19 protein-coding genes are annotated in these 19,686 nt (G+C 38.6%); 16 read left to right on the top strand and 3 right to left on the bottom strand.

What is annotated here, in order from left to right; all coding sequences use genetic code 11:
• Positions 1 to 3: 3 nt before the first annotated feature.
• Together I6N95_RS27540 and I6N95_RS21460 are read right to left on the bottom strand one after the other, a co-directional pair.
• Entirely contained in the window at positions 4 to 570 is a 567-nt protein-coding gene (locus I6N95_RS27540; protein WP_209531407.1) for a recombinase family protein, read from the bottom strand.
• A 146-nt stretch (positions 571 to 716) separates the two neighbouring features.
• Positions 717 to 1,292 (bottom strand): recombinase family protein, encoded by a 576-nt coding sequence (locus I6N95_RS21460; RefSeq protein WP_209531406.1) that lies wholly within the window; start codon positions 1,290 to 1,292, stop codon positions 717 to 719.
• 586 nt (positions 1,293 to 1,878) lie between these two features.
• Between I6N95_RS21460 and I6N95_RS21455 the strand changes: the two genes are divergently transcribed.
• From I6N95_RS21455 to I6N95_RS21400, 12 genes are all read left to right on the top strand, one after another.
• Positions 1,879 to 2,445: a recombinase family protein gene (locus tag I6N95_RS21455; protein WP_209531405.1), complete on the top strand. Its 567-nt coding sequence runs from the start codon at positions 1,879 to 1,881 to the stop codon at positions 2,443 to 2,445.
• A 228-nt stretch (positions 2,446 to 2,673) separates the two neighbouring features.
• Positions 2,674 to 6,633: a pectate lyase-like adhesive domain-containing protein gene (locus I6N95_RS21450; protein ID WP_209531404.1), complete on the top strand. Its 3,960-nt coding sequence runs from the start codon at positions 2,674 to 2,676 to the stop codon at positions 6,631 to 6,633.
• Between the two features lie 21 nt (positions 6,634 to 6,654).
• Positions 6,655 to 6,966 (top strand): LPXTG cell wall anchor domain-containing protein, encoded by a 312-nt coding sequence (locus I6N95_RS21445; protein ID WP_209531403.1) that lies wholly within the window; start codon positions 6,655 to 6,657, stop codon positions 6,964 to 6,966.
• Positions 6,956 to 7,741 carry a WxL domain-containing protein gene (locus I6N95_RS21440; protein WP_209531402.1) on the top strand — a complete coding sequence of 262 codons (786 nt, stop codon included), beginning with the start codon at positions 6,956 to 6,958 and terminating at the stop codon, positions 7,739 to 7,741. Before I6N95_RS21445 ends, I6N95_RS21440 begins: the two co-directional genes overlap by 11 nt.
• An 83-nt stretch (positions 7,742 to 7,824) precedes the next feature.
• Positions 7,825 to 8,586 (top strand): WxL domain-containing protein, encoded by a 762-nt coding sequence (locus tag I6N95_RS21435; protein ID WP_209531401.1) that lies wholly within the window; start codon positions 7,825 to 7,827, stop codon positions 8,584 to 8,586.
• A 152-nt stretch (positions 8,587 to 8,738) separates the two neighbouring features.
• Positions 8,739 to 9,848, top strand: a complete 1,110-nt coding sequence (locus tag I6N95_RS21430; protein ID WP_209531400.1) for a WxLIP family cell surface protein — start codon at positions 8,739 to 8,741, stop codon at positions 9,846 to 9,848.
• A gap of 16 nt (positions 9,849 to 9,864) precedes the next feature.
• Positions 9,865 to 10,533 (top strand): hypothetical protein, encoded by a 669-nt coding sequence (locus I6N95_RS21425; RefSeq protein WP_209531399.1) that lies wholly within the window; start codon positions 9,865 to 9,867, stop codon positions 10,531 to 10,533.
• 88 nt (positions 10,534 to 10,621) lie between these two features.
• Entirely contained in the window at positions 10,622 to 11,296 is a 675-nt protein-coding gene (gene lepB, locus I6N95_RS21420; protein WP_245249780.1) for a signal peptidase I, read from the top strand.
• Positions 11,297 to 11,328: 32 nt separating this feature from the next.
• Positions 11,329 to 11,844 (top strand): recombinase family protein, encoded by a 516-nt coding sequence (locus tag I6N95_RS21415; RefSeq protein ID WP_209531398.1) that lies wholly within the window; start codon positions 11,329 to 11,331, stop codon positions 11,842 to 11,844.
• A 173-nt stretch (positions 11,845 to 12,017) separates the two neighbouring features.
• A complete protein-coding gene (locus tag I6N95_RS21410; RefSeq protein WP_209531397.1) occupies positions 12,018 to 12,554 on the top strand; it encodes a hypothetical protein in 537 nt (178 codons plus the stop codon).
• A 550-nt stretch (positions 12,555 to 13,104) separates the two neighbouring features.
• A complete protein-coding gene (locus tag I6N95_RS21405; RefSeq protein ID WP_209531396.1) occupies positions 13,105 to 13,863 on the top strand; it encodes a carboxymuconolactone decarboxylase family protein in 759 nt (252 codons plus the stop codon).
• Positions 13,863 to 14,843 carry an aldo/keto reductase gene (locus I6N95_RS21400; RefSeq protein WP_209531395.1) on the top strand — a complete coding sequence of 327 codons (981 nt, stop codon included), beginning with the start codon at positions 13,863 to 13,865 and terminating at the stop codon, positions 14,841 to 14,843. Before I6N95_RS21405 ends, I6N95_RS21400 begins: the two co-directional genes overlap by 1 nt.
• Before the next feature lie 69 nt (positions 14,844 to 14,912).
• On the opposite strand, the gene I6N95_RS21395 is transcribed toward I6N95_RS21400, so the two are convergent.
• On the bottom strand, positions 14,913 to 15,494 hold the full coding sequence (locus I6N95_RS21395) for a sugar O-acetyltransferase (RefSeq protein ID WP_209531394.1): 582 nt from the start codon (positions 15,492 to 15,494) through the stop codon (positions 14,913 to 14,915).
• Between the two features lie 1,520 nt (positions 15,495 to 17,014).
• On the opposite strand from I6N95_RS21395, the gene I6N95_RS21390 reads away from it, so the two are divergent.
• The 4 genes from I6N95_RS21390 (at position 17,015) to I6N95_RS21375 (ending at position 19,679) form a co-directional block, all read left to right on the top strand.
• Entirely contained in the window at positions 17,015 to 17,662 is a 648-nt protein-coding gene (locus I6N95_RS21390; protein WP_209531393.1) for an NAD(P)H-binding protein, read from the top strand.
• A 50-nt stretch (positions 17,663 to 17,712) separates the two neighbouring features.
• Positions 17,713 to 18,417 (top strand): flavodoxin, encoded by a 705-nt coding sequence (locus I6N95_RS21385; protein WP_209531392.1) that lies wholly within the window; start codon positions 17,713 to 17,715, stop codon positions 18,415 to 18,417.
• A gap of 20 nt (positions 18,418 to 18,437) precedes the next feature.
• A complete protein-coding gene (locus tag I6N95_RS21380; RefSeq protein ID WP_209531391.1) occupies positions 18,438 to 19,130 on the top strand; it encodes a flavodoxin in 693 nt (230 codons plus the stop codon).
• 111 nt (positions 19,131 to 19,241) lie between these two features.
• Positions 19,242 to 19,679, top strand: coding sequence for a MerR family transcriptional regulator (locus I6N95_RS21375; RefSeq protein WP_209531390.1), 438 nt, complete (start codon positions 19,242 to 19,244; stop codon positions 19,677 to 19,679).
• The last annotated feature ends 7 nt before the right edge of the window (positions 19,680 to 19,686 follow it).

Here is a 19,686-nt window from a genome sequence, read left to right as displayed (position 1 = left end):
GTGTTAGCGGCGAAGAGCCATACTTCTCTTGGCTAAATGCCGATACAAGGTGGGTGGGGTGATTTCACATTCGTCAGCGATTTGACTAATTTCTTGATCGGTATGTTCGTAAAGGTAAAGAGCTCGTTCGATATTGTCGGTTTTGGTTGGTCGACCTAATTGAACACCGTTTTGCCGAGCAACTTCGATTCCAGCAACGACCCGTTCGCGAATTAGGGAGGCCTCCATCTCTGCAAAGGCCCCCATGATAGTAAATACAAGTTTTCCCATAGGGGTGGACGTATCGATGTGATTGTCGATACTGACAAAATTAATGTCGTTTGTCTCGAAGAAGTCGAGTAGTTTTAGTAAATGTTGAGTTCCTCTAGCTAAACGATCTAGTTTAAGAATAACCAATGTATCTCCCGAAGTTAGATGCTTAAGCATCTCTTCCAAAACAGGGCGATTTTTTTTTCGACCACTGTCGTATTCTTTGTAGACATAGTCAACACCATAGTTATCAAAGGCGGAAAGTTGCGTATCTAGCTTTTGATGAGTGGTACTAACACGTGCGTAACCGATAATTGCCACGTAAGGACCTCCTTATGATTAATAGCTTAATAATACTACAACTTTGTGAAAAATAATTCTTGAAAAATGTCGAGAATTAGGACAAAAGATTTAAAATGAACGTTTTTTAATGCAATATGTTATTGGTCGTTTGACGAGTGACGTGTCTAATTTTTTTGTCGTCTGAGTGGAAGATTTCCCTGTTTTAAATGATAATACAAGTTAGGAATAGACACGTCACAGGTTTTGGAAATTTCGGCAATCGGTAAATCAGTGGTTTGATATAAATCGATAGCTTTGCCAACTTTACTTTTTTCAGGAGGGCGCCCTAGTTGCACGCCGTTTTCTTTGGCCGCATCAAGTCCAGCCATGACTCGTTCTCGAATTAATTCGGCTTCCATTTCTGCAAAAGCGCCCATTACGGTAAAAAAGAAACGTCCCATAGCGGTTGAAGTATCGATATTGTTCTGAATACTGACAAACTGAATATTTTGTTTATCAAACCGTTCTAAAAGTACCAGTAGTTGCTTGGTTGTTCGAGCTAACCGATCCAATTTGAAGATAACGAAGGTATCGCCAGGGCTGAGGGAAGCCAAAGCTTTGTTTAATTCCGTTCGAGAAGTATTACGTCCACTTTCGTATTCTTTAAATAACTGATCAACGCCGTAGTTTTCCAAGGCGGCGAGCTGTGAGTCAAACTTTTGTTGATGGGTACTAACACGCATGTAGCCAACTGTTGTCATAAGATTAATCTCCTTCTAAACTTATTTTGTGTTAATTAAATATCGTTTATTAGAAACAGTTAGGATGGGGTGATTGCTTAAAAAAAACACTGACTGTCTGTAATAAATGTTGTCTTTTTTTTTGTAAAAAAGTGGGTAATAAAAATATTATACAACAAAAAAATTGGATAAACTGCATCTTTTCAGCCCTTGTTAAGCGATCTCTATTGCTGAAGAAGAGGGTTTATAACAGTTCAAAAAATAACTATTAATTTCTTGTTGACATCCACTTTGAATTATAATAAACTATAGTTTTTATTATTTCAGAATAACGTCCGTTACTCCTGTCTTTTGATTTTGATAAATCCCGTCATAAGGGGATTCTTAAAATCAAGATAGGGGCTTTTTGGCGTAATATTTGCTTTTATCATTAACTATAGTTTTTGTTATTTCAAAACATCTTGATTTGTTTATTAAATCAAAAATAAATAGAAGATTACGAACTTATTTTTAAAATTTGATCTATTGTTGAATGTGGATACAAAATGACAATGATAGGTATCTTTTCTCAATACTCGTAATCAGAGAAGAAAGGAGCGGATGAGTGATGCTGTATGCCTACATAAGAAAAGAATACCCAGTTTCAACTCTTGAACAGTTAAAAATGTTAGGTGCGTATAAATGTGAAGAGGTATTTATTGAGGAGACGGAGTTAGCTAGTAGCAATGAGTTAGAAAGGCTTAGTCATATTCTTCAGCCAGAGGACCAGCTACTGGTGTACGATTTACGAGCATTTGCCAAAGGGGTTAAAGAATTTAAGAAGTTACTGGAACAATTGAAAGAGCATGAGATTCGGCTGATTAGTCTACAAGATAAACTGGACACAGCCGTCATGCCACATTTTTATGAGAGTGTCCTATTAGTGCTGGATATGGAAGAAAAACATCGGAAGTATTTGATTCGCACAAGTTTGGAACAAGCCAAGTTGGAAGGTCGCATGACTGGGCGTCCTCGAGTTGAAGATGAAATTATTAGTAAGATTGTCTTCTTGTTTGAAAAAAAAGGCAAATCGATGAGAGAAATTGCGGAAATTTGTCAAGTTTCTTTGGGAACCGTTCATAAGTACATTCGAAAAAATATGGATGGCAGTACTCCATCAGTTATTGAAGACTGATGGAATGTGTTAGTGAGGCTCCGTTGTGTTATGGGAGCTGACTTTCCTTGTTTAAAGTAGTAGAGGTAGTGATTAAAATGGTTTCATTTAGTTGTTAAAAGCAACTAATTGAAATAGATACTGTCTTAGGACAGGGTATTTTGAACTAATCAAAATATTGTGAACAAACGTGACAAGGATGACGGTATAAGTGTCACGAAATTATAGAGGAAAGGAGGAAAAATAAGCGTGAGATTTAATAATAAGGGATTTAAAATATTAACCATTGGGTTGGGAGTGTCAACAGTGTTGGGGGCGTCTTTATATGGCTTTTCTAAAACCACAATGCTATCTGCTAAAGAAGTGATTAATCAGGATGGGGTGGTTGATTCATCGTTAATGACAGACTCCTCAAGCATGAGCTCCTTGCCTGAATTATCATTTAGTGATACTGGGAAATACACTAGCACAAGCACACCTGAGGCAATAGAAACAACTGAATCTCAAGAGTCGTCTTCGTTAGAAGCGAAAACGACATCAATTAATCTTCAAGCAGCAGGTGTTGCTGAAGTTGGGGATTGGGAAGAATTTGCAACGGCTTTAGGAGATGCCAGTGTGACGACGATTACGTTGAAAAATGACATAAGTTTGTCTGGCACATTAATGAATGTGGCTGGTATTTTTGACAAAGCTTCTGTTGATAGCGATGCAGGGATCGTCTATTTCTTTGTGGAAAAGGCCAGTATCTCAAGAACGCTGATTATCGATGGTGGAGGTTATACCTTTGATTTTGGCAATCTGGCGATTGGTTTTTCCAACGGCAGTGTCAATACCGCAAGCCATTGGAATATAACGTTGCAAAACATCGATGTTAAAACGACTAATCTATATGCGCCGTTCTTTTTCCCTAATATTTATTTAGCAAATTCCAGTATCCCAAGTGAAAACAAAGGATTAACTGGGGCAAATGCAACGAATGCTAAGTTAGAAATTGGCGAAAAGGCACGAACGATTTATCTAGTGGATACCTTTGAAGAACTAGTTGGAGGTATTGGCATGATCAGTATCACTGATATTCAGTTCGTCACTGATATTGTCGCGGGCAGTTCAGTTAATTTAAGGTTCCGTGTACCAACGTACAATAATGGGGTGGATTACGTCACCAATGCTCGAACGTACAATAATGCGTCTGGTGGAACCATTTGGATTTATATGAATGCTCAAGGCGTAGCGCGGGAAGTCATGGTTGAAGGCGATGGCTATACGTTAGATGTGGGGGCTATTACGTTTTGTTTTTATGACTATACAGTTCAAGCACCGAGAAGTGGTGACGTTAATTGGGACATTACATGGCAAAACATGAATACCTATCATGGTAATTATTGGGGAATGGCTGAGTATTACGATATTGGCAACAGTGCAGAACCAAATCAAATGATGCGATACCATAATTTTACCAATCGCGGGGCTCAGTTAATTGAATCGCCTTTGTCTAAAATGGAATTCGAAGGAACCATTGATATTCGTCAAGAAGATTCCTATACCTCTAAGCGTAAGGATGGTACGACGATTAGAACGTGGAATGTTAATAATAACAATAACCAAACCATATCAGGGTCATCGGCGGTTTTTAAAAAGGATGCCAATGTGTATATTTCATCAACTAGAGGACCGGTAGTTCATCTTCAGAATGGTTCGGGTACTGAAAGCAATTTTAAAATTGAAGAAGGTGCTAATGTAGAACTACATCGTTCTGGAGGTGGTAATGCAGGTCAAGGGACAAACTCAGTTGTCTACATTGAAGTAGGTAGTTTGATTGTTGATAGTGGGGCTTCTTTCAAAGCGACATCAACAGATACTAGTTATCCCAATATTATTTATCTACAAAATGCTAATTCTAAATTACAAGTAGCTAAAAATGCCACAGTTGATTTGGAAACAGTTGGTTACACAGGTAGTGTTAATAACAATTACAATGTCAATCCAGTCTACATGGCGGGTGGAACAATTCAAGTCAATGGAACGATGAATCTAAAGGGAAGTCAAATGGGGAATTCGGGAACGCATCTATTTTACGCACAAAACAGTGTTGATTTTAAAGTAGGAGCTGAAGGTACCTTGGACATTCGTTCAGATAGTACCAATCCTGCTCAAAGTTTGATGTACCTCAATAATACGTCATCATCCTTTAAATTTTCAGATGCCAAGCGTGTTAACTTGCAAAAGACGGCGTCGATTGCAGGAACTGGCGGCTTAGTCTATATGACCAATGGCGGTGTCTTGGATGTCTCTGTTCAAAACGTTTATCAGTGGACAGCTGGCAATCTAGCTGGTGGGGAGACTTCTGAAGAAGGTGGTTATACCCAAGCTTATGAACCAATGAGTAATATGAAATTAACCTATAATGGCAATGCTTTACGGAGTAAAACCGGGAATTCTATGTATACGGAGACTAAGGAGCGTTTCATAGCGAATTTTACTACTCAAGGTCAGCAACGTGTGTTATTTGAATACGTGCCAGCACCAAGTATTGAAATTCAAAGTGTTTCAACGGATAATCCTGAGGATCCAGGAGCGATAACGATTTTCGGTTATGCACGACCAGGCACCTTTATTCGATTGTGGGAAGATCCTAAAAATGCCACGACTTCTGCCTTAGTTAAAGGATCAGAGGATACAGTTAATACGCCGATTACAGATCCTAGCTTTGATATGGATGCCCTTGATGGTGAAGGCAATAAGATGTATACCGATGATCCAACCAAAGATTTTACTGTTAGAGCAGATGGTGCCGGTGATTGGCGTTATACGATTGCCTCAAAAGATGTTAAGCATTTTACCGCTCACAATGTGATCAACGCTTTTGGTTTTAATAATTTAAAAACAGAACATCCAACACAAATTGTTTTGGATAAAACGGCACCGACTGGAACGCCCGTAAAATATTACGTGGTCAAAGGCGATGCCACACCTGATGCGAGTGTCTTTATTAAAGATGGGGTAGATACTAACCCAATCGCCAGTCAAGCCAAAGTTAATTATGCTTATAATGCAGCGACTGATATCGCGAGCTTAATGACGATTGCTTCAACAGAAGCGGTGCCTCATAACGTTCAAATCGATGTCTCTGATAGTGCGCTTGATCCTGTTACAGGTGAAGCCGCCGCTAATATCAGAACGATTGAAGCGGAATTAGTGGTCTTGGATAAACCGGTCACGATTGACATGACGGCAGAAGAAATAACCGTTGAGTACAAAGATATTCGTGAGATGACGGATGCTGAGTTAAAAGCGTGGGTAATTGAGCAATCAGGTGCCTCAGGTTTTAAGATTGATCGAGGGGGTCTTGTTGATTTAACGGATGATATTTTAGTCAGCGGTTTAGGTGGTTTAAATAACATCGACACGATTGTAGCAGCTGATGGTAATATCCTTGTATCCTTAACGATTCCAGGATCAGCTTCAGGGTTTGATGATTACACCACAACGGTTAAAGTAAAGGTTATTAATTTACTTTCGACATTAAAAGTTCAATTTGTGAATGAAAATGACGAAGTGATGGCTGGCTACACGTTAACCATTACGGAAAAAAATGGTGAAAAATTAGTCGTCAGTGATGAAGTTGATTTAACTGATCCGCAATACGGCGTTACCACACAACTGACAGCTTTAGAAACAGCTGGCTTTGAAATTGTGACCCGTCCAGCTAAGGAGCAAGCTTTCTATCTAGATAATACGGAAGTGACGGCTACCTACAAAGTAACGGGACTTGTCTACCTGTCATCTGCGCCAACGACGATTGATTTTGGCACAGTCAGCTATGACGCTAAAGTTAAACAAGTGGATGATGGCGTCTATGAAGGGGACTTAGTCGTAAACGACACCCGTGCCACAAAATCAAAATGGTTGTTGGGAGCTAAACTTAAATCGCAAATGACCAATACCGATGATGGGACGGTCCAATTAGTCGATTCATTACAATATGTCTCTGGCGATGACACCTTGATTCTTAATGACGGTCTTCAATCAATCTATCAAGAAACTGATAGCACTGAAAAGAATTTGAAAGTAACCAATATTTCAGATACATGGGGCAAAAATAAAGAATCAGATGGTCTCAAGTTAGTTGTTGACCCATCTAAAGCTAAAGTGTTAAAAGGAACTTACACAGGTGTCATTGAATGGCAATTCATGGAGGCGACACCATAAATGAAAACGGAGGAATGTATGATGAAAGTCACTATTAAAAGAGTTACCCTCTGTTTAGTCGTGCTCCTTTGTGGATTTGTCAGTAACAATGTGTTGGCCGTAGAATCAAATGGTGGGCAAGTATCGTCGACAAGTAAAATCACTTTTTATCAAGTGGAAGAACCTAAAAAGGACGAACCGACCCCTGATCCTAAACCAACTCCGACACCGAAACCAAGTCTTCCACAAACAGGTGAAGTGATTAGAAATTACTCGCTTATTGGCTTAGGGGTGATCAGTTTGACAGCCGGTTTATTTTATCTGTTAAAAAGGAGGAAAGGGTATGAAAAATAACGTCCTTTTAACCGCCTTTGCGACACTTATGTTTGCCTCGTTGTTAGGTCCGTTAACTGCTTCAGCTGAATCATCTGGCTTTAGCACAAATGGAAATGTCACCGTTAAGGCGAGCGATAAGACAGAGCCCCTTGACCCAGAAGATCCGTTAAAACCTGTCGATCCAGGCGAAAGTCCTTCGACAGAAGGTGATTTGAGAATTGATTTTGTTTCAGCTATTAATTTTGCTGAGGCCGAGATCACTAAAACAAATCGAATTTATCCGAGTTTGGCTCAATTGTTTTATGGCGATACGCCTGCTAGAGGAACGTATGTCCAAGTCACTGACTTGCGAGAAGGAACCCCTGGTTGGTCGTTGCAATTGAAACAAAACACTCAGTTTAAAAATAACGACAGCATTGAGCTAAATGGTGCTAGATTATCGTTTGATAAAGGGTGGGCCAATTCTGGTGGGACTGGAATCGCTCCGTCTGTTTTCCGAGACACCATCTCAGTTGATGAAATTGGCAGTTCCTATCAAGTGGCTACGGCCGCAAAAGGAGCTGGGAATGGCACTTGGTTAATGTCATTTGGTGCTTCAGAAGCCAATGAGAATAATCAGGAAAATAGTTTAACGCCTCTAAAGGGGAAAGATGGTAAAGCTGTAACTGACAGCTTGTACAATAAACAAGCCTATAGTAATTCAGCTATCACTTTATCAGTGCCAGATAAAACCGATATTTTACCTGGTGACTATCAAACAGAATTAACATGGATTTTGCAGGCAACGCCATAAAAAAACCTGAACACAGAAGATGTTTGTTTCAGTCGTAATGACTGTGAATAATAAAAAAACACTATATAGGAGGAAATAATATAATGAAAGCAAAATCATTATGCGCAGTAGCACTAGCAACACTATTTTTAGGAGGTTCTGTTGTATCAGCAGCTCCAATGGATCCAATGGACACAAACGGTACTGTAAAAGTTGAAAATGGTAAAATCGACACAGAAGATGGGTTAACTGACCCGGAAGATCCAGATAAAAAATTACCAGTTGATGAATTACCAGATGTTATCGAAAACCCAAATACAGACATGGGACCTTTAGAAATTTCTCATGCTCCTGGACTAAGCTTTGGCACAGTCAAAACAGCGACTAAAGAAGTAACGGCTTTTGCTGCAGCGAACTCATACACAGATGCTGATGGCGCTCAAAAACGTGGTGCTCTTTTACAATTTGGTGACTTACGTACAGATGCTAATGGCTATACTGTCTCTGCTCAATTAAAAACACAATTTACACAAGGAACGAATGTATTAAATGGTTCGACTATTTCATTTGCTAATCCTTGGTCAAATACTGCAACAGGTGCAACAGGTACGACGCCAGATTTTGTTAGCAATTTTGAATTGTCATTAGGCGAAACTAAACCAGTTGCGACTGCTAAAAATCTTGATAAAGCGGGTAAAGGTATGTGGGCTGTTGAATATGGTTCATCTGATCAAGTCGGCGACATGACTGATACAACTGATAGCTCAGTTCAATTAGCTATTCCTGCTAATACAGCTTCTTCAATGGCTGGTGGGGATTACGTTGCGGTTATCGAATGGTCTATCTCTAACGTTCCAGGTGTTTAGTCACTAAATGAGTTATTTTTGTAAAGCTGATGGATCAATCATCAGCTTTACTTTTCTAATTTTTTTGGTGGTCCGTTCGAATTAAACCGGGTATCCGAAAATAGCGTTACTCCCTAAAGGGATGGTAGATAAAAAAGAGTGAGGACGATGAAATGATTACACAGGCAATGAAACGATTAATGGTAGTAGTGAGCATGGCGGGAATAATGATAGTGGGGTTATTCTTCCCAGGGAGAGTTCTTGCAGATGAAACTACTGAAAATGTTGTTGGCTTTAACTATAAAGTGGAATACCCAGAAAATCAGTTAGGGACGAATAAAGGTTATTTTGATTTAGTTTTGTCTCCAGGACAAGAACAAGTGGTTAATATTACCTTAAGTAATCCGGGAAAAGAAAAAATAGCTGTGGATGTATTGTTAAATGGCACAAAAACTAATCCTAATGGGGTGATTGAATATGGTGTGACAGAAATTGAAAATGATGCATCATTAAAATTTCCTTTTGAAGAAATAGTCAGTGGGCCAGAATCAGTGGAACTAGCTGGTGGCGAAGTTAAGAATTTAGAACTGACGATTAAAATGCCGGCAACCTCATTTGAAGGAGTAGTTTTAGGCGGTATTCAAATGCGGAAAGCCAATCAGGAGACCGGTGAGGTGGCACAAGGAGCAACGGTCAAAAATGAGTATTCTTATGTAGTAGCAATGGTGCTAAAAAATAACGAAGCCGATGTTCCACCAGAAATTCAGATAAATAAAGCGTCAGGCTCACAACGAAATTTTCGTAATTCCGTAGTCATTAATTTGTCAAACATCCAACCCTTTTTAGTGACTAATAAACTGGCGATCGAAACGCAAATCATGAAAAAAGGCGCTCAAGAGGTTTTATATGAACGTAAACAAACGGGGATGTCAATTGCCCCTAATTCACAAATGGACTTCTTCGTGTCGATGAACGGGGAACAGATGATTCCGGGGGATTACACTGCCAATGTACTGGCAACAATTGATGATCAGAAATGGGAAAAAAAACTTGATTTTAAGATTACCAAAGAAGAAGCTGATAAATATAATAAGCGAGATGTTGGACTTGTCCAAGATCGTGGGTTGGACTGGAAAATGGTGGCATTAATTGTTGGCGGAATATTAGTTGTCGTGATTGTTATCTTTGTGAGTGTCAGAATGGTGCAAAAAGGCCAAAAGAAAGCCAATGGCAAATCTGAAGCAAAATTTTCAAGTAGAAAGTCGTCTGGCAAGAAGAGATAAATAGGAGTAGATAATAATGGAAATTTTACAGTGGGCCTTTATGGTCGGGATATCATTGGCGATTATCTCACTAATTTTTATCCTCTATTTTATAGCCTCCTTTATTTCTCAAGGTAAAGGCATAAAAAAAGCTCAGCCGATTAAAACGAAAAATAAACGTAAAAAGAAAAAATTAGCCAATGAGCTAGATAAAATGAAAGTTAAGCGAAAAAAAGCACGCCGTAATATTATTATCTTTTTGTTGTTGGCCGTGAGTTTTGCTGGTGGTTCATATTATATCACGTATTACCAATCAACTAATTTATCGGTTGAGGACACGCAAAACATTACCGATGGTTTCTACTATTTGCGAGATTTGCAACAAGAATTGGAGGCCATTCAGTCAGGGGAAACAGATGAAGCCAAAAGTAAACAAACCATCACGTTTATTGTGACATCTTTGGCAGGTTATAGTGTGAAAAAAGCCAATACTTTAAATACCATTGAAGGGCAAAGGGCTTTAAATCGTTACTATTCTTCGATGTCTGAATTAGGGATTAACATTAGTCGTCGCGCAACGCAATTGTATACCGATCCTGACGTAATCGCAGAGTCATTGACAGATATTGAGAAAACAACTGGCCATCAAAGGCAGGCTTTTAAGTTCTTTAAAGTGGATGAATCAGCGTTACAGTCAGAAAAATAATAAGTAGAGATGAACCCCGATGGAACAGTTCGTCTATTAAGCGTCTCAAAGTAAGGCGATCATTATAAAGGAAACAGGATCTGATTGTTTGAAAAAAACTAGACAGAAAAAGCATACCAGAAAAAACAGACCCACAAAAAAGCGTAAAAAATTGCAAAGAAGACCGAGTAAACTAAAAAAAAAGACCCATCACCGAACAAAAAAGCAGCCCAAGAAAAAGCTTGTTTTGCCCTTTTGGGGCGAGATTAAGTTATTCGCACTGGTGTTAAGTGGGATTCTATTGTTGCTTATGGGGGGGACGACCTTATTTTATTCCGTAAAACAAGTTAGTGGATATGGTATGATGCCTTCTTTGCGGAATAAAGATGTGCTCGTTGTTCAAAGACGAAGTGAGCTTAACCGATTTGATATGGTACTTCTTAACAATGGGCTTGAAGAAGGTTTTCGTCGAATTATTGGGTTACCAGGGGAAAAAATCCGATATCAGGATGACACGCTTTTGATTGATGAGCAACCAGTAGATGAAAAATTTATTGTTGATAAAATTAATGAGTATCAAGCGAAAGGAAAAAACTTTACAGCGAATGTGACGCTTGGGGAAATTGTCACAGAGGCTAAAATTCCTGACGGTCATTATCTGGTGTTAGGAGATAATCGGCCGTATACGACAGATAGTCGGGATTATGGCTTAATTAAGAAAAGCGAGATTGCTGGGAAAGTTGTCCTCCGACTTTTTCCATTGGAAGCGGCAGAACGATTTTAAGAAATAAAGATCTGGAAAGGGATGGAAAGAAAATGAAAATCGGAATTATTAGTGAAGGCTATGGGGAAGACAGTCTTGAGCTACTTGTGGGATGTGATGAGGTGATCGTATTGCCCTTTGATAAAGTTTCGACAAATGACTTTAATTTGGTGATCAGAGAGCATCTAGCAGATGACATCATGATTCCCTCCGTAGAGGCTATTGGTTTACAATTAGTCCAGTTATTACCTAGTTTAAAAGTGGTAGCAGAGCATGACAAGATTTTGCATTTTATTCAAAAAGATCAGTCAAATTTGTTATCAGATGACGAGTATTTTTTTGAGATTTATCATTTGGCTCTTTTGGAAGAAACGATTATCAAAAAAAGAACGGTTGTGTCAATTCGTAAAGCACAAGAAAAAGGGATTGTAGTGGGACGGCCAACAATTGGGTCAGAGTTAATTGACAAGATATATCGCCTTTATAATACAGAGAAAAAGACGATTAGAGAAATTGCCTTTTTATGTGATGTTTCAATCGGAACCGCTTTTAAATACTCAAAAGTATAAATGAGCAACTCTAACGGTAATTAATTGTGATAAATCCTATTAAGGAGTGAAAACTAATCGAAAATACAGACAAAAAACTGGGCGCGGTCTCTAATTATTTGCTTTCCAATAAAGTTAGCTCTGGCGACGAGGAATTACGGGGAAATTACAATAGTGTATTAGAAGTAACCCGTTTGCTATTAAAACAAGTGGATCAATTAGGTCAATCATTTAAAGCCATGAAATTACCTTATCAAAGTGATGAAACTAAACAAATGATCGAGAAAAAAATATCAGAGGCTTTAGAGATTTGCGATATTTTGCGATCGGCTGCGGATTTAGGCAAATCTCCTAATGAGATGATTGGGTATTATTTGCTAGGAGCTAAGCAACAAGCTGATGAGCTTCTCATAGAAAAAACAATTGGACCTGAAGAGAACTTGGAGAATTTAGAAAAAACTAATCGAGTGTCGGAATTAAGCCAAGATGCTCGGTTGTATGCAGGTACTCAACGGGAAGAAATGGCCAATCAGCTACAACTATTGGATGGCAGTATCAAGAATGGCAAAAAGGAAATAGTCCCGTTAGTGGTAACAAAAAGAAATGAATTGCTGGCCCTTGAAGAAGCTCTTAATACGCAAATTGATGAACTACGGCATCATTATGATCTTCCAGAAGCGCTTATAATAAATGAAGAAACTCAGTCGTTGGGAGAGGAATCGCCCAAGTGACAGGAGTTGTTATTGCTAAAAATAGTTATACCTGTATTTTAAGAATAACTGAATACCAAGAACAAGCTGAAATAACTGTTTGGGAACTCCAAAAGCAATTGTAGTTCTTGGTGATAACAGCATTGATTGCATAACTAGATAATGAGAATTAACAGGCAATAATCATTGATCAAGATAAATTAATAAAGTCATCGTTTCCTAACTATTGGTAAGAATTAGCTAATAGTTAGGAAACGATGACTTTTTTTGCGTTGACTGCTTATTAAAGGTAATGCATCAAATAAGTCATAAACTCTCGCAAAAGTCATGAAATAGGGATAAACTAATAATGTTTCGATGATTATATACATCCTGTTAAATAATCAAACATATAGTTCCATTGGATAATGCGCATAATCATCCGCCAAGAGTGGTACTTTCAGCTTTTTTCTGGCTGAAAGTTTAACGGTAAAGGGTGATTATTTAAAGGGAACTATATATCAATTAAACTTGACTTGGAGTGTACTCCAAGGCGTATGCTAGAGATAGAAAATGGATGGAGGGATCAAAAATGGCAGTCAGTCAAAGAGCTCAAGAAGCTCGGAAACAACTATTCCCAAATGAGACATCAAGTTTGCAAACAACAGATCCAGAGTTCGTTGAGATCTTCGATAATTTTGCTTTTGATGAGGTTTTGGCATATAGTCAGTTGTCTGTAAAGTTGCGACTGAAGGTGATTCTAGGGGCTTTAATTGGCGTGCAAAGTCTCAACGAATTTAAGCAGATGATGGTCAGTGCTTTGAAAGTCGGCGTGACACCAGTGGAAATTAAGGAAATTGTCTATCAAGCAATTCCTTATCTTGGTCAAGGAAAAGTGATGGATTTTCTTTATGGAAGCAATGACGTCTTGAAAGAACAGGGAATCAGTCTGCCCTTGGAAGGACAAGCGACAAGCAATCAAGCAACACGTTATGAGAAAGGCTTGGAAATTGTTAAAGAAGTAACTGGAGATGTGGTGGATCAGATGCTTGAGACCATGCCAGCTAATCAGGTTCATTTGGCAAAGTTTATCGTCACGGGCTTTGGCGACTATTTTAGTCGCAATGGGCTGACAATTCGAGAACGAGAGTTGCTAATTTTTACATTTTTAGCTACGATGGGTGGTGCTGAGAGGCAATTGGAAGGTCATATTATTAACAACATCAGAGTGGGCAATGCTCCCCAAGAGTTAATTGAAACACTAACTGTTTTGTTGCCCTTTATTGGTTATCCACGAACATTAACAGCTTTAAATTGTCTTAATGCGGTTTTAAAAGAGGAGGAAATTTAATGGAATATGTGACATTTGGTCATACAGGAATGGAAGTATCGCGAATTTGTTTGGGAGCCATGGGATTTGGCGATCCTAATAGTGGTTTTCACGAATGGGTTTTAGAAGAAGAGGAAAGTAGAAGAGTAATTAAGCAGGCATTGACGTTAGGAATTAACTTCTTTGACACGGCAAATGTCTATTCTTATGGTGCGAGTGAACGTATTTTAGGAAAAGCCTTAAATGATTTCGCCAATCGCGATGAAATTGTTGTGGCGACCAAGGTTTTTTCCGAAATGCGTAAAGGACCTAACGGCAGAGGCTTATCTCGTAAGGCGATTCTATCGGAGATCGACCAAAGTTTAGAGCGGCTAGGTATGGATTACGTTGACCTGTACATCATCCATCGTTGGGATTACAACACACCGATTGAAGAGACAATGGAAGCCCTTCATGAAGTGGTCAAGTCTGGCAAAGCACGTTATATCGGAGCTTCTGCAATGTATGCTTGGCAGTTTGCTAAAGCTCAGGCTGTAGCTGAGAAAAATGGTTGGACGAAATTTGTCTCCATGCAAGATCATTTGAATTTATTGTATCGCGAAGAAGAACGAGAAATGTTACCTTTGTGTCAAGACCAACAGATCGCTGTAACACCCTATAGTCCGTTGGCCTCAGGACGCTTGACTCGCGACTGGTCGGCAACAACCAAACGATTTGAAACTGATAAAGTGGCGCAAAGCAAATACGATAATACCTTGGAACAGGATCGAGTTATTGTGGAACGGGTGGCAGAGCTGGCAGAAAAATATCAAGTGGAACGAGTTCAAATTGCGTTAGCTTGGTTGCTACAAAAGGAGCAAGTTGTGGCGCCAATCATTGGAGCGACAAAAGAAAGTCATTTGGTTAGTGCTATAAAAGCATTAGAGGTTAAGCTTAGTCTGGAAGATGTGGCTTTTTTGGAAGAACCCTATGTTCCCCATGTGATCATGGGACACAGCTAGTTGAAAGCCAGAAAGATAAAAAGATGCTTCTCTCGAAAATGAGAGAAGCATCTTTGGGTTTATCAAGACTTAGGTCGTTAAAATTTTATCAGAATCCGTTATCTCGCGGAGAACCTTACAAGGATTCCCGACGGCAATCACATTCGCAGGAATATCTTTATTAACCAAACTTTTTGCCCCAATGATGCTGCCTTTTCCGATCGTGACACCCGGTAAAATCGTGACATCCCCGCCAAGCCAGACATCATCTTCAATTACAATAGGAAGTGCCGTTTCAATTCCTGTTCGGCGCTCAATTGGATCCAGAGCATGAGTCGCCGTATACATGCCACAATTAGGGCCAATCAAGCAGTTTTTACCAATAGTTATGGTGCCTCCATCCATCAGAAAGGCATTGTGGTTGATAAATGTACCATCACCAATTGTGGAATAAAGACCATAGTCGGCCCAAATTGGATTAAGGATAACCACATTATCCCCTTTTCGAGGAAATAATTCAGTTAAAAATTTGTCTCTTTTTGGGTTTTTTATGTGTAACAGATTAATATCCTGGCACAATTCCATCGCTTTTTCTCGCTCGGCAATTAAGTCTGAGTCTCCATTGGGGTCATACCATTCGCCAGCAAAACTTTTTTCTTTTTCAGATGTCATAATGATCTCCTTTGATGATTAGTGTAGGGCGTCAAATAAGGCTTTAATTGATTCAAAAATAGCTATATAGTTCCCGTTAAATAATCATCCTTTACCGTTAAACTTTCAGCCAGAAAAAAGCTGAAAGTACCACTCTTGGCGGATGATTATGCGAATTATCCAATGGAACTATATGTTTGATTATTTAACATGATGTATATATTTGATAAAAGCGCCTTCTTCTATACATTATATCATTATTTTTAGACTTGTTGCAGTGCCTAGTAGATAGCCAGTGATAACCATAAAGTGATTTTTGTTATTTAATTTCTTTTAATAAAATGGGTCATGTCGGGTTAAACCCGACATAAAAAAATCGATTTTCGTTATGGTTGATAAGTAATTAGAGCTGTTAAAGCAACGTTGTTTCCTCGATAATACCAGCGGAATAGTTATAAAACGGATGCCTGTTAAACCCGACATTTAAGTGATCAAAAAATATGAACTTGTTATGTTGATCGGTCCCATAGTTAAATCTTTGCGAATGATCAGCTGATATGAATGCAATTGTTATACAATTGTTTGTAAAAAAAGAGGTCATGTCGGGTTAAACCTGACATAAAAAAATCGATTTTCGTTATGGTTGATAAGTGATTAGAGCTGTTAAATCAACGTTATTTCCTCAATAATACTAGTGTGAAAATTTATAAAACGGATGCCTGTTAAACCCGACATTTAAGTGATCAAAAAATATGAACATGTTATGTTGGTCAATCCCATAGTTAAATCTTCGCGAATGATCAGCTGATACGATTGCAATTGTTATACTATTGTTAGGAAAAAAGAGGTCATGTCGGGTTAAACCCGACATAAAAAAATCGATTTTCGTTATGGTTGATAAGTGATAGGAGCTGTTAAATCAACGTTATTTCCTCAATAATGCTAGCGGAAAAGTTATAAAACGGATGCCTGTTAAACCCGACATTTAGGTGGTCAAAGGAAGTGTATTTGTTATTTTCATAATGTTACGGTTTGAATGCTATTGCTAAATCCGTCATATGTACGCTTATTACTAGTTATACTACAAGAACCATCAGGTTGTCGAGATAGTAAATTTCCGAAAAAGCGATTAACTTTCCAAACAAAGGACTAATTTTCCTGTGTTTTTTTGACAGTGATCAGTAATCGCTGATTTAAAAGGAGAGGGACAGTGCTTGTCTGAAAGTTAAGGATAAAATAGGAAATACAGCATTTAAGGAAAAATCGCAGTATTAGTTGAGGATAGGCGATGAATCTTTTCTAGTGACATTATTTTGGGTGGCAGACAGAGAGAAGCGGTTCCTTATTTCGTTTTCTATAGGCGAATTAGTTATAGAAAGTGTAATGGAGCGGATTCTGTTGAGTCATTCTTTTTGTCTCTCATATCTGATAGATTATCAAAAAAATCGATCAATAAACTGATTAAGGAAGTTTTTCCTTGCCTTGAAGTCCACTTTATAGTTTATGCTTTTGTCAGACGTAAAAGAAAAGAGGAAAAGAAGATGAAGTTACTAGTCTTAGGCGCTGCTGGGCAAATTTCTAAGATGATTGAACGCAATCAGATTTTGGAAACAGAAAATGAATTGGTTTTATACGCAAGAAATGCCGCTAAACGAATGATTCTGCTTGATCCTGAAAGAGAACGAACAGTCGATGGTGACTTTTTAAATCACTCGGCTATGACCAAAGCGATGCAAGGCGTCGAAACGGTTTATCTAAATGATATGGGTGATCCGCAAGCAATTGCAATGATTTTAGCGATCATGAAAGAAGCTGGCGTAAAAAAGATCATTGGTGCGACGGTTTTAGGTATTTATGATGAAGTTGTAGGCCCCTTTGGTCGTTGGAATCAACAGATGTCAGGCGATAGCAAACTGTATCAGGATCAAAAGGATTCTAGTAAATTAATTGAAGATTCTGGACTTGATTACACCCTTCTGCGACTAACATGGCTATATGACGAGCAAGGTAATGAGGCATATGCCTATACTATGAAAGGAGAAGCTTTTGTAGGGGCTGAAGTAACGAGACAGGGGGTGGCACGATTAGTCAGTGATATCCTAGTAGCAGATGATACCCGATTTTCTAATCAAAGCCTTGGTGTATATGAACCTGGTTCTGAGGAGTTTGCTAAACCGTCATTTTATTAATGTTTTTTTAAATGAAATCCCAGGGATTTAGTTTGAAGAGGGAAGTGCAAATGAAGGTGAAAATAGTCATAAGTAGTGTTATTTTAAGTCTAATCCTCGTAGGATGTGGCTCAAATGAAAGAAGTGAAGAAGGACCCATGCCCAATAAAAAGAGAAGCAGTGTTGTTAGAAGACCTGAAAACCGTTTATCACTGAGAGAAACAGAATATGGTAGAGGGGCCCTTTCAGATGGGCAGGATACAAATGGGCAGGAAGGCCCCATCAGAATAATCACAGAAGAGGCTACAAGTCTAATCATTTACTTTTCCAGAAGTGGAAATACAGAAAATTTGGCTAAGATGATTCATAACCAAAATGGTGCAGATCTGCTTGAACTGGCCATTGTTAATCCTTATCCAGCTGATTATGACGCGTCAGTCAATCGTGCAAATGAAGAAAGAGAGCATCAGGCATATCCGGAAATCAGTACAGAAATTCCGAATTTATCACAATATGATACGATTTACTTAGGCTATCAGACTTGGGCAATGACCTTATCTAATCCGATGATGTCTTTTTTGCTGGCTTATGAATCACTTTTCTCTGGTCAAATAGTCTATTCTTTTTCTACGAATGCTGGATATGGTGAAGGGGATTCATTAATAAAAATTGCTGAATTGCTTCCCAATGTCACAGTGGCTGAAAGCTTTAGTATCCAAGATGAAGAATTGTTGGCTAATCAAGAAAAAGTAGTTACCTGGATTAATAAAAATTAAAAATAAGCAGGAGTGAATCTATGAAGAAAATCGTTATATTACTGAGTTTTGTTATGATTGTTATGCTATCTGGCTGTCAGCCTGACTCGATAAACAATTCGGCAACAACGTCGGATGTGAATCAGTCACCCCTAGCTTCAAGCGAGATTTTAATGGACGAAAAGTATGGAAATGTATTGGTTGCTTATTTTTCAGAACCAGAAACGGCTGGTACAGATGCAGTTGCTGGTGCAAGTCGAGTCGTTGAAAACGGTGAAGTCTTGGGAAATACAGAACAAATTGCTACATGGATTGCCAACAGTATTAACAGTGATAGTTATCAAGTTGAGAGTGTTGAAGCGTATCCGGGAGATCATGATGAATTAGTTAATCAGGCAGAAAAAGAAAAAGCGGAAAAAACGCGACCCAACCTTAAAGCTTCCATAGAAAGTCTGGCTAATTACGACACGATTTTTATTGGCTACCCTATTTGGTGGTCAGATTTACCGATGCCGATGTATAGCTTTTTCGATGCCGAAGACTTCTCAGGGAAAAATATCATCTTATTTTCCACTCACGGAGGCAGTGGATTTGCAAATACGGAAGAGATCATTCGTGATTTAGAACCAGATGCAGTTATTGAAACAAGCAGTTACACCGTTTCAAGAACCGAGGTAAGTGACTCGCAGAGGGCCGTTCAAGAATGGTTATCCAATTTTCAGAGCGATCAATAATTCAAAACATCTACCAAAAAATCTTTTTCTTGCTATAAAGTGGGCTTTATACTTTATAATATGTCTTGTGATGCTAATTAAAGAAAATAAGAAGAATGCTGAGGTGATTTTATGACTATTAAAGAAGTTGCAGCAATGTTTGGGCTAACACCGGAAACTATTCGTTATTATGAAAAAAATGGAGTGATTCCGCCAATAACGAGAGATAAGAATGGTTATCGTGTTTTCACTAAAAAAGATCTAAACTGGATTTTTCTTGCAAAAAGTTTACGAAACGCCGGACTTTCTATTGAGTCTATTGTCGAATTTGCGGCACTTTCCCAAGAAACGGGTGAGAAACGACTAGCTCAAAAAGATATTTTACAAACGCAGCTAAATGAGCTGGATGAAAAATTAGCCGAGATGCAAAGAACGCGAGATCTACTTGAATATAAAATTGATACCTATGATGATCACTTAGCTAAGTTTGACAGGCAAGAAGTGACCGAAGATCAAATTGAAGAGCTATGGAAAATCAAACATTTCAAAAAACAAACAATCAAAAATTAAGAAAGTT

The sequence above is a fragment of the Vagococcus allomyrinae genome, assembly GCF_017829975.1.
In the GTDB taxonomy this organism is placed as follows: Bacteria; Bacillota; Bacilli; order Lactobacillales; family Vagococcaceae; genus Vagococcus_D; species Vagococcus_D allomyrinae.
Note: the sequence above shows the minus strand (reverse complement) of the source record. Positions and strands in the feature narration are given on the sequence as shown.

Coding starts and splice junctions, on each gene's coding strand:
- I6N95_RS21460 (WP_209531406.1), bottom strand. CDS start 1,292: ATGACAACAGTTGGCTACATGCGTGTTAGTACCCATCAACAAAAGTTT.
- I6N95_RS21455 (WP_209531405.1), top strand. CDS start 1,879: ATGCTGTATGCCTACATAAGAAAAGAATACCCAGTTTCAACTCTTGAA.
- I6N95_RS21445 (WP_209531403.1), top strand. CDS start 6,655: ATGAAAGTCACTATTAAAAGAGTTACCCTCTGTTTAGTCGTGCTCCTT.
- I6N95_RS21440 (WP_209531402.1), top strand. CDS start 6,956: ATGAAAAATAACGTCCTTTTAACCGCCTTTGCGACACTTATGTTTGCC.
- I6N95_RS21435 (WP_209531401.1), top strand. CDS start 7,825: ATGAAAGCAAAATCATTATGCGCAGTAGCACTAGCAACACTATTTTTA.
- I6N95_RS21430 (WP_209531400.1), top strand. CDS start 8,739: ATGATTACACAGGCAATGAAACGATTAATGGTAGTAGTGAGCATGGCG.
- I6N95_RS21425 (WP_209531399.1), top strand. CDS start 9,865: ATGGAAATTTTACAGTGGGCCTTTATGGTCGGGATATCATTGGCGATT.
- I6N95_RS21415 (WP_209531398.1), top strand. CDS start 11,329: ATGAAAATCGGAATTATTAGTGAAGGCTATGGGGAAGACAGTCTTGAG.
- I6N95_RS21405 (WP_209531396.1), top strand. CDS start 13,105: ATGGCAGTCAGTCAAAGAGCTCAAGAAGCTCGGAAACAACTATTCCCA.
- I6N95_RS21400 (WP_209531395.1), top strand. CDS start 13,863: ATGGAATATGTGACATTTGGTCATACAGGAATGGAAGTATCGCGAATT.
- I6N95_RS21395 (WP_209531394.1), bottom strand. CDS start 15,494: ATGACATCTGAAAAAGAAAAAAGTTTTGCTGGCGAATGGTATGACCCC.
- I6N95_RS21390 (WP_209531393.1), top strand. CDS start 17,015: ATGAAGTTACTAGTCTTAGGCGCTGCTGGGCAAATTTCTAAGATGATT.
- I6N95_RS21385 (WP_209531392.1), top strand. CDS start 17,713: ATGAAGGTGAAAATAGTCATAAGTAGTGTTATTTTAAGTCTAATCCTC.
- I6N95_RS21380 (WP_209531391.1), top strand. CDS start 18,438: ATGAAGAAAATCGTTATATTACTGAGTTTTGTTATGATTGTTATGCTA.
- I6N95_RS21375 (WP_209531390.1), top strand. CDS start 19,242: ATGACTATTAAAGAAGTTGCAGCAATGTTTGGGCTAACACCGGAAACT.